We start from the raw sequence: 10,264 nt of genomic DNA, 5'->3' as shown, positions 1-10,264 counted from the left end.
AAATTTTGGGGATTTGTTAAAAATCTTTTTAAGGCACCTTAAAGTTTATAACAACGAAATTTATCCTCCAAAAAGAATAAAATAATAAATATTTACTTGTCTTCCTTATTATTTCACATAAATTAACTTATATTAGTATATAATTAACAATGCTTAAAATAGGTATGGGTAAGTACTCAAGTGGTCGAAGAGGCGGTCCTGCTAAGACTGTAGGGGTGTATAAAGCACCCGCGGAGGTTCAAATCCTCTCTTACCCGCCATTTTTTATTTATTTTTTTGGCCTCTAGAAGCAATAAAAACACCAATCAAGTGGTGTTAAATAATTATATTTTAGAACAAAAGCTACATTTTTTCAGGAGTTTCTAAATCCATTAACTTCATCGCATCAAATAAAACTATTTTAATAGCTTTAACTAAAGCCACATAGCTTTCCTCGTTTTGAGATCCAATAACCTTAACATTTGAATAAAATGAATTAAATGCTCTAGCCAATTTTAGTAAATATGGTGGCAATAAATTAACCTTGTATGTTTTAGCCATTGTACTAATTAAGTCTGGATATTCCTTCAATTGAGCTACTAATTTTTGTGAAAATTCATCAGTTAGATTTGTTGCTATAGGGTTCACATAATTAAATTTTTGCAATAATTGAGCACAACGAGCATGAGCATATTTAATAATATACATCGAATTGGATTCATCTGTACTTGTAACTTTTTTAATATCAAAATCAATTTTTGAATTGTATGATCTTTCGATCAAGAAAAATCTAATTGCATCCTTGCCAACTTCATTCATTAATTCTCTTAATGTTAAAGACGTTCCCAGACGTTTAGACATTTTAATTTCTTTGCCGTCTTTCATAACTCTTATTAATTGGAATAAGATAATTTCTAATTGATCTCTACGGTATCCTAGATCTTCAAACGCAAACTTGACACGTTCAACATAACCAGAGTGATCCGCTCCTCAAACATCAATAATAATTCCTTTTTCTGAGTCTTCAAGTTGTCTAAATTTTTGTTCATGATAAGCAATATCTGCACAAAGATAGGTTGAATCACCGTTTCTTTTAATAATAACTCTATCCTTATCATCTTTGCCACCACTTGTGGTTTTTAATCATGTTGCCCCATCTTTTACGTAGGTGGTTTTTAATCTTCTTATGGCAGGTCAAACCAAATCATTTTCATATTGCGCTTTTTCTGAAGTATATATATCAAATCACACACCAAATTTCTTTAGATCTTCTTCAATATTTTTTAGAGCAAATGTTCTACCAAAATCTCTAAATAATAATTCGATTTCAGGTGTATATTCTACACCCTTATATTCTTCGTTATGCATTTCATAAAATGCTTGTGCAAATTCTATAACATCACCACCGCGATAAGCATCTTCTGGTAGTTCATATGAAGGATTAAATATTTGTTGATATCTTGAATAAATTGATACTGCTAATTTATTCATTTGGTTACCATAATCATTTACCAAATATTCCCTAATAACTTGGTGTCCGGCTTTTTCTAAAATGTTGCATAGTGTAGCCCCAATTGCGGCATTTCTAGCATGACCAATATGTAGATAGCCAGTAGGGTTTGCAGATACAAATTCTACATTAATCTTTCCTTTTCCTTCTTTAGAAAGACTTCCAAAATTTTTTCCAAGTTTATTGATTAAATTAACTGTGTCTGCAAAAACTGAATTAGATACTCAAAAATTAATAAATCCAGGCTCTGCTATTTTAATTTCACTAATTTGACTAAATTTATTTAAATCAATATTTTTAACAATCTCTTGGGCAATTTCAATTGCCTTTTTGCCTAATTCTTTTTGCAATGTTAGTGCAATATTGGTAGAATAATCTCCGTAGTTTTTAGCCTCCGTTAATACTACAGGTTTATTTATCTTTAATTTGTTCAATGCTTCTTTAATTGAACATATAATAATTTCTTTTGCCGATTCCATAATTTCCATAATTTATTATTATATAATAAATTGTTTATTTTAAGGATATATCATATATAATGTTTTCATGAAAAAATATTATTTATGTGGTCCAACAGTTTATAACTATCCTCATATCGGGAATATAAGACCATGTGTTACATTTGATATCCTTATAAGAGCCCAAAGATTTCTAGGAGAAGAAATATTTTATCTTAATAATATAACTGATATAGATGACAAAATTATTAAAAAGGCTATAGATGAAAACAAAAGCGAACTAGAAATAGCAAGAAAATATGAAGAATATTATCTTGATTTATTCAAATTGTTTAATCTTGAAATGCCAAATAAAATAGTTAGAGTTACTGATTCATTAAATGATATGTATGAATATATACAAAAAATGATAGATAAAAAAGCAGCATATAAAGTAGGCGGCAACGTTTTTTTTGATGTCTTAAAATTTAAGGAATTCTATGGTTCTGTTAGCAAACAAAAAATTGAAAATTTAATATCAGATGATGATAATAATGAATTAAATAAAAAAAATAAGCAAGACTTTGCTTTATGAAAGGAAACTAATATTGGTATAAAATTTGAAAGCCCTTTTGGCCCGGGACGTCCTGGTTGACATACTGAATGTAGTTGTTTCATATCAAAATATTTCAAAGGCGAAACTATTGATATCCATGGTGGAGGTATTGATCTAATTTTTCCGCACCATGAAAATGAAAATATTCAACATTATTCAATATACAATAAGCCTCTTTCACACAACTGAATTCATTTTGGAACACTAAACTATAAGAATCAAAAAATGTCTAAGTCAATAGGAAATCTTATTTTTCCCCATGATTTTTTAAAAAAATACCATCCGGATACTTATAAGCTAATGATATTAAGTACCAATTATGCTAAGCCGATAAATGTTAGCGATGAATTATTTGATTCATTGCAGAAACTTATAAATAAGTTTATTGTCATTAATAATACTGTCCAATTAAAAAACAATACTTATAAAATTAATAAAAATAAAGTTGATGAAATAATTAAATTGTGTGCAAAATTGAATTTTGCGCAAGCAAATAAGGAAATAATACAACTTTCAAAAATAGAAGAAAACTTTAATACATTCCTAGAAATAATGAAAATTCTTGGTTTTAGTTTTACAAATAAAAAAATCAGTAGCAAAGACCTCGCTCTTTATAATCAATGACAAAAATTATTAGATGAAAAAAAATATATACAGGCCGATAATCTAAGAAAAATATTAAAGGATAAGAAATTAATATAATGAAGAACTTTATATATGGAAAAAATTCAGTCCTTGAAGCTATTGAAAATGATTTTCCTATTAAAAAGATATTTCTATTAAAGGGATTACAAAATAATAAAATTAAAGTCAAAAATATAACCTATCTACCAGCAAGTGAAATGAATAAGATAGTCAATGGTAATCATCAAGGTTACATTGCAGAAATTGAAAGTTTTAATTATCATGATCTTGGTTCAATTTATAAGGATAAGGCTGAGACAATTTTAATTTTAGATCATATACAAGATCCACAAAACTTCGGAGCAATAATTCGTTCAGCTAATGTTTTTGGAATAAGACATATTATCATACCTAAAAACAGAAGTGTTGACATAACTCCGGCTGTTTTGAAAACCTCGTCCGGCGGATTCAAAAATATCAAAATCATCAAGGTTGCTAGCTTGTTTGAGGCTATTGAAAACTTAAAAAATAATGGTTTTTGAATATATGCAACAGCACTAGATAAAAAAGCCAAAACAATATCAAATACAAGTTTTAGCTTTCCTGTTGCCTTAATTATGGGTAATGAAGAAAGCGGAGTATCAAAAACATTACTAAAACATGCAGATGAAGTGATTTATATACAACAAGATTTTGATTCTGTTCAGTCATTAAATGTTTCTGCTGCTACCGCTATTTGTTTGTATGAATTGTACAATCAAAAAAATAGCAAAATAAAATAGTTGGGATTGCGTCCCAACTTTTTTATATATAAATTTAAAATTAATTTAAAGTAACTTTTGTACCAATTTTTTCGGCAATAATGTCTTCTAAATCTTTTAAATCTCCGATGAATGCAGCCTTTCCGCCTTCTTCAACAAACTTAATAGCAGCTTGCACCTTTGGTAACATACTTCCAGGAGCAAATTGTTTTTCTTCGATGTATTTTTCAAGATCAGCTTTTGTTGCGTGTTTTAGATCTTTTTGTTCTGGTTTTCCGTAGTTTACTTTAACGTAGTCAACTGCAGTTAAAACAATGAAGTAATCTGCATTTGTTAAGGCAGCCATTTTTGCTAAAGCAAAATCCTTGTCAATAACTCCATCAACTCCATTGATAAAACCATTTTCATCCTTAACAGTAGGGATACCACCACCACCACCAACGATAACAGTAGCTCCAGCTTCAATAGCGTTCTTCATTTGGTTAATACCAACAAAGTTAATTGGTTTTGGCGAAGCGACAACCTTTCTAAAACCACGTCCAGCATCTTCAACAATAACACTATTAGGATTAGCCATTTCTGCTTCTTCTCTTGTCATAAAGAAAGGACCAATAGGTTTTGTAGGATTTTTGAATGCAGGATCCATTGGATCTACTAAAGTTTGAGTCAATAGATATAGTACTTCTTTTTCTTCTAATCCTTCTTCCTTAAATGCATTGGTAATTGCATTAACCATATGGTATCCAATGTATCCTTGTGACATAGCGCCAGCTTCTGGTAAAGGAACTAATGGTGATTTAGGATTAACTGATGCAGCACTAACAAAACCATTGAAAATCATACCAACTTGTGGCCCATTTCCGTGGCCAACAATAACTTCATGGCCGGCCTTAACTAATTCAGCAATTTTTTTCGCAGGAATTTTAACTAATTCTTTTTGTTCTGCAGGATTATTTCCTAACGCATTCCCACCTAAGGCAATAACGATTCTACTCATAATTAATATCCTATTGTAGCTAGAATAACAGCCTTAATTGTGTGCATACGGTTTCCAGCTTGTTGAATTGATTTATTGTATTTTGATTGGAATACTTCGTCAGTAACTTCCATAGCTCCGGTTGCAACAACTGGGTATTTTTGTCCAAGTTTTTCTTTGATTTCTGATGAGAATAAAGTTTTATCATCATGGAATGCAGGTAAACAGTGCAAGAAAATAACACTTTCTTTTGCTGCTTTCATCATAGCCATATCAACTTGAAATGCACCAAGTTCTTGAATACGTGATTCAAATAGTTCAAATGGTTCACCTAATGATACTCAAACGTCTGTATAAATAGCATCAGCATTCATAGCAGCTTCAATCTTGTTATCTGAAAATGAAACTGATCCACCGTTACGTTCAAAAAGTTTTTGAACAGCTTCATAAACATCTTTATGGTTTGGTCCACTTTTAACAATTTCTCATTGTGATTTAGGACCACATAAAACAATATGAACACCAAAGAATGCAGCACCAATCATTAATGAACGAGCAACATTGTTTTTAATGTCACCTGCGAAAACAATTTTCTTTCCTCTTAGATCACCTACGAATTCCTTAAATGTTAAGTAGTCAGCTAACATTTGTGTTGGGTGTTCAGCATCGGTTAAACCATTTCAAACTGGAACACCTGAATATTTAGCAAGTGCTTCAACATCTGTTTGTTTAAAACCACGGAATTCAATACCATCATACATTTGGCCTAAAACCATAGCTGTATCTTCAACTGATTCTTTTTTACCAAAATTAGATCCTGTAGGCCCAATGTATGTACAGCTTGCCCCTAAATCAGCGGCAGCAACTTCGAATGCACAACGTGTTCTTGTTGAGTCTTTTTGGAACATAATAACAATGTTTTTTCCTGTTAAAGGACGATTGTTAATATGTAGCCCTTGCATTTTAGCTTTCTTTAATTCTCAAGAAAGATCTAAAAGGTAATTGATTTCATCGGTTGTGAAGTTTAGAGCTGTATCTAAACTACGACCTTTTAAATTCATTGGCATATTATAAAATCTCCTATGTTTATTTGGTTATATATTTAATATTTTTAGATAGACTTTTTATAGTTTTTAAGTGTTTTTTGGTTATATAAAACACGCTAAAATTATAGCAATTTTTTTATTTTTTTAAATAGTTATAGCTTTATTTAGCCTAAAGTAAAAAATAAATGAAATTTAAAAAGAACAAAAAAATATAAGCTATTAAGCTTATACTCTATAAATCAGTAAATTGCAATTCAATTCTTAGGTTTTATTCTTGCACTAATTTCTCTTCATCACTCTTCTTATTTTTTGCAAGTTCAACATTAATCTTTTTAAGTTCTTCTAAAATTAGTTCCTCTGTAGTTAATGGTTTTGGCTCTTCAACTTCTTCAACTATTGGTAATTTTTTTGCCTTGTGATACTGAATGATATTCCTAATCAAATATACTAAAAATAAGCTTACAAATATAACCACTGTAACAATAAGGAACTGAATAAGTGCCGCAAGAAATTGACCAATAAGAATATTGCCGATTTTAATGTCCTTTACCTCGTTAACATTAAAAACAGAAGTAATAGCTGCAAGAATAACATCCTTAGCTAGCGAAGATATTACAGCGCCAAACGAGGTACCTAATAATAACCCTATGGCTAGCATTATCATATTTCCCCGCTTAACAACATTTTTAGCATCTTTGAATGCATTTTTTACATATTTCTTTTTTTCTTCAAATTCTTTTTTATTCATTTTGTTTTACTCTCTTTTTATATGAATTCTTATTGGCTATAATTGCTAAATTCCCTATAATTGATATAATTCAAAAAATAGGAAAAAGAGGAAAAATTGTTGATAAAAACAAAATAGTCTTCCCAAATTTATTAGTTTTTCATGGAGCAAATGAAAGAACAATAACATCTAATATTCAAGTTAAGATAGCACCCAATAAGGAAAACCCTAGAATAATAAATCATTTTAAATTTTCTTTGAGTAGATTAATAATATCATTGAGAAAATCATTTATTCCTTTATAGGTCTGGTTAACATCCGAACTCTCAAATTTGTTATTAACAGAACCAAGAAAATTAGACACGGATGTGTAAATAAAGTATCCAGAAATAATAAGACCTATAAAAACAAAAATCTTAAAAATAAATGAACTTATACTTATTTTTGCTTCACTTTTCATTTTTTCTACTCCATTTTTAAAAAATATTAATAATGTATATAATTATATAAAGTATTATTTAATAATTCCTTTTTTTATAAAGTACACAAGATAATTTCATCTGGAGGGTTAAAATATGAAACCAACAAAAATATTTGGTTTAGGCGGAATGCAAGAAATTGGAAAAAGCACACTAATAATTGAATATGACCAACATATTTTTATTATTGATACCGGAATTAAGTTTTGCGATAGTTTTGTTACCGGGATTAACGGTTCAATTCCAGATTTTACTTATTTAGCTGAAAACCAGGATAGAATTGAAGGGCTTTTCATAACACACGGGCATGAAGACCATATCGGTGGTGTTCCATATTTGGTTCAACAAGTAAATGTAAAAAGAATTTATGCCCCAAGAATTGCTATTCAATATCTAAAACTTAAGTTTTCTGATATGAAAATTAAGGTAAATGTCCAGTTTATTGAAATAAACCGAGATCTTGTGGCTGATTTTGGTGATTGTAGTGTTGATTGGTGAACTGCTCAACATTCAATTCCTGACGCATTTGGTGTTAGAATCAAAACTCCAAATGGATCATTAATGATGACTGGTGATTTTAGATTCGATTATCGACCTATTGGCAATTTAACCGATTTCTCAAAACTAAAAAAGATTGGCGAAGAAGGGTTAGATGTCTTATTTTCGGATTCAACTAACGCCATGCGCCCTAACCATTCTCCATCAGAAAGCGATATATTAAAAGACATAAAAAAATATATGTTAGAAGCTGAAAAGAAAATCATCATTACGGCATTTGCATCAAATCTTACAAGAATAAAAGCAATCATTGAGCTCGGTGCTTCATTAGGCAAAAAAGTTATTGCTTTTGGTAGATCAATGATCGATAACATTGATATCGGTAGAAGATTAGGTTATATAAATGCGCCTGATGAAGTCTTTATAGATAAAAAAAGTCTTTCAAAATATAATGACAATGAATTACTAATTTTGACAACCGGTTCCCAAGGTGAAGAAATGGCGGGACTAGCCAAGATGTCATATGATAAACACCCAAATATATCAATCAAACCTAAGGACACAATAATTTTTTCATCTAGTCCAATACCAGGAAATAGATCTAAATGTGAGTTATTAGTTAATAGATTATATAAACTAGGAGCAATTATAAGAGAAAATGGTGTTGATGGCTACTTGCACACCTCAGGGCATGCATACCGTGATGAACATCGAAAGATATTTGAATTAACAAAACCAAAATATTTCATGCCATATCATGGTGAATTTAGAATGAGTGTGGTTCATGGCTATACAGCAATTGAATCAGGAATCAAACCAAATAACATTATTATTGCTAAGTTGGGGGACGTTTATTATTTACAAAACCATATGATTTCTTTATCAAATGAAAAAGTATATTTTGGTCCTGTATTTATAGATGGAAACATTCTATCAAAAACAAATTCACAAATCATGAAAGAAAGAATGGAATTGGGACAAAATGGTTTTGTCCATGTAATAATGGCTATTAATAAAGAAAAAAATATAATTCTTGGAAAGCCAAGAATCGTATCAAGAGGAGCATTTTTTGTTAAAAACTCATTGCAATTAGTAGAAGACGCAAAAAGACTTGTACACGGGGCGGTTTTATACACAATTAAAAACGAAAAAGATTGAACGATACCTAGAATTAAACAATTAATTATCGATAGACTTGACCCTTTCTTTTATAAAAGTAAAAGAAGAAATGTTGTTATTATTCCTACTATTCTTCTTGTTGATCAAGTTGAAATTAATAAACAAAAGATGCAGAAAGAAAATAATACTAAAAAATCAAGTCAAGTTGAAACTGAAAACAAAAATTCAAAACCAAAAAAAATAATAAGAAAAAACTCAGCAAATAAAAAAAATAAACAAATTAAAAAAGAAAAACCTAAAAAAGTTGAAAAACCCCTTGAAGAATAGGGGTTTTTATATCATCGTTTTTAAAAAAGAAATAACCATATTTATTATTTGTATAACATCAATTTCATCAATATTACTCTTAAAATATTCAAAATCAGCTTCAATCCAATACAAACCTCTTAATAAATTTATATCCTTACTTTTTTGTGAGTGGTTTCGGCATAAAAAACCTCCCTTATAAAATTCAAAATCTACAATATGTTCTTTATCTCCACACTCTACACATGAGCTTAAATTTTGCCTATAACCAAACATATCTAAAAAAGCTAATAAGATATAAATAAAACTATGGTTTGGTTTTTTTTCAACATTTTCTAAAAAAACCCTATATCTAGCATATAAAAAATTATTGTTTTGCTTACCTGCTCGCTTTAAAAAGTAATGAACTTTATTAAATATATCTTGCAAGGTTTCTTGCAATGGAAAAAACGAAACTAGTGTTGCTCTTTTTAGTCTAGGCATGTTACCAACAAATTTCGATCTTATTAATTCAAAATTTGACAATCCTAATAATAATAAATTTCTTCTATTTTTGGATTCAACATTTTGTATTCCTTTGGCAAAAAAATAACAAACACCCGATTGTGTCAAAGCTCGGATGATAGCGTCATTATCACCATGATTTATTATTTCTAGAACTATTCCCTCGGTCTCGAATTCTCTATTAACCATATAATATAATTTTACTTTCTATTTTTTAAAAAAATAAAATAAAAAAAGCAACGACCTATCTTCCCTTATGGTATTTTCGGCACGGAAGGTCTTAACTGCTGAGTTCGGAATGGAATCAGGTGGGCCCCTTCGTTATGGTTGCTGTAAATATAATTATATATTAAAAAAATTTTTTTATAATATTTTTTAATATTTTTTTAAAATTATTATTTTTATATCGATAAACTTGTTTTTTAATTAGAAATTGCAAAACATGTTTGCACATTATTTTATAATAAAAATTAATTTTATTGTAAAAATAAAATTCATTATATCTAGATATGCTTTTTACTTATAAGGGTTTATTACCGCAAAAAAGTAACTTAATTTATATTCCCAATCAATATATCAAATCATCTTGCATAATTTTAAAAAGCATAAGGGTTTGGATACAAAATGTTTCTATTTTTTTGCTATTGTTTTAACAAGATAGTCAATAAAGAATATTAAAAAA

General features: G+C 29.2%; 9 protein-coding genes, 1 tRNA gene and 1 rRNA gene. 4 read left to right on the top strand and 7 right to left on the bottom strand.

Annotated elements, in window-relative coordinates; all coding sequences use genetic code 4:
• Nucleotides 1-166: 166 nt before the first annotated feature.
• A tRNA-Ser gene (locus ACWXVO_RS02560) sits at nt 167-260 on the top strand.
• 82 nt (nt 261-342) lie between these two features.
• Here the strand turns inward: ACWXVO_RS02560 and argS are convergent.
• Complete coding sequence (argS, locus tag ACWXVO_RS02555) at nt 343-1,977, bottom strand: arginine--tRNA ligase (RefSeq protein ID WP_444704995.1); 1,635 nt, start codon at nt 1,975-1,977, stop codon at nt 343-345.
• A 58-nt stretch (nt 1,978-2,035) separates the two neighbouring features.
• Between argS and ACWXVO_RS02550 the strand changes: the two genes are divergently transcribed.
• Together ACWXVO_RS02550 and rlmB are read left to right on the top strand one after the other, a co-directional pair.
• The gene (locus ACWXVO_RS02550; RefSeq protein WP_438340623.1) at nt 2,036-3,244 is read left to right on the top strand and encodes a class I tRNA ligase family protein; all 1,209 of its coding nucleotides are present in this window, start codon (nt 2,036-2,038) and stop codon (nt 3,242-3,244) included.
• Nucleotides 3,244-3,948, top strand: coding sequence for a 23S rRNA (guanosine(2251)-2'-O)-methyltransferase RlmB (gene rlmB / locus ACWXVO_RS02545; RefSeq protein WP_444704994.1), 705 nt, complete (start codon nt 3,244-3,246; stop codon nt 3,946-3,948). The genes ACWXVO_RS02550 and rlmB overlap by 1 nt, the downstream gene beginning before the upstream one ends.
• A gap of 40 nt (nt 3,949-3,988) precedes the next feature.
• Here the strand turns inward: rlmB and arcC are convergent, their stop codons facing one another.
• From arcC to ACWXVO_RS02525, 4 genes are all read right to left on the bottom strand, one after another.
• Complete coding sequence (arcC, locus tag ACWXVO_RS02540) at nt 3,989-4,924, bottom strand: carbamate kinase (RefSeq protein WP_438340621.1); 936 nt, start codon at nt 4,922-4,924, stop codon at nt 3,989-3,991.
• Nucleotides 4,925-4,926: 2 nt separating this feature from the next.
• Nucleotides 4,927-5,970 carry an ornithine carbamoyltransferase gene (gene argF / locus ACWXVO_RS02535; RefSeq protein ID WP_438340620.1) on the bottom strand — a complete coding sequence of 348 codons (1,044 nt, stop codon included), beginning with the start codon at nt 5,968-5,970 and terminating at the stop codon, nt 4,927-4,929.
• 247 nt (nt 5,971-6,217) lie between these two features.
• Entirely contained in the window at nt 6,218-6,697 is a 480-nt protein-coding gene (locus tag ACWXVO_RS02530; protein WP_444704993.1) for a large conductance mechanosensitive channel protein MscL, read from the bottom strand.
• Nucleotides 6,690-7,136 carry a hypothetical protein gene (locus ACWXVO_RS02525; protein ID WP_456002426.1) on the bottom strand — a complete coding sequence of 149 codons (447 nt, stop codon included), beginning with the start codon at nt 7,134-7,136 and terminating at the stop codon, nt 6,690-6,692. Before ACWXVO_RS02525 ends, ACWXVO_RS02530 begins: the two co-directional genes overlap by 8 nt.
• A gap of 115 nt (nt 7,137-7,251) precedes the next feature.
• Between ACWXVO_RS02525 and ACWXVO_RS02520 the strand changes: the two genes are divergently transcribed.
• On the top strand, nt 7,252-9,099 hold the full coding sequence (locus tag ACWXVO_RS02520) for an RNase J family beta-CASP ribonuclease (RefSeq protein ID WP_438340617.1): 1,848 nt from the start codon (nt 7,252-7,254) through the stop codon (nt 9,097-9,099).
• Between the two features lie 6 nt (nt 9,100-9,105).
• On the opposite strand, the gene recO is transcribed toward ACWXVO_RS02520, so the two are convergent.
• Nucleotides 9,106-9,771: a DNA repair protein RecO gene (gene recO, locus ACWXVO_RS02515; RefSeq protein ID WP_444704991.1), complete on the bottom strand. Its 666-nt coding sequence runs from the start codon at nt 9,769-9,771 to the stop codon at nt 9,106-9,108.
• A gap of 42 nt (nt 9,772-9,813) precedes the next feature.
• Nucleotides 9,814-9,917: ribosomal RNA gene (gene rrf, locus ACWXVO_RS02510) — 5S ribosomal RNA — on the bottom strand.
• Between the last annotated feature and the right edge of the window lie 347 nt (nt 9,918-10,264).

This window comes from Mycoplasma sp. 1890 (assembly GCF_053851615.1).
This window is presented reverse-complemented; position numbering and strand designations above follow the sequence as displayed.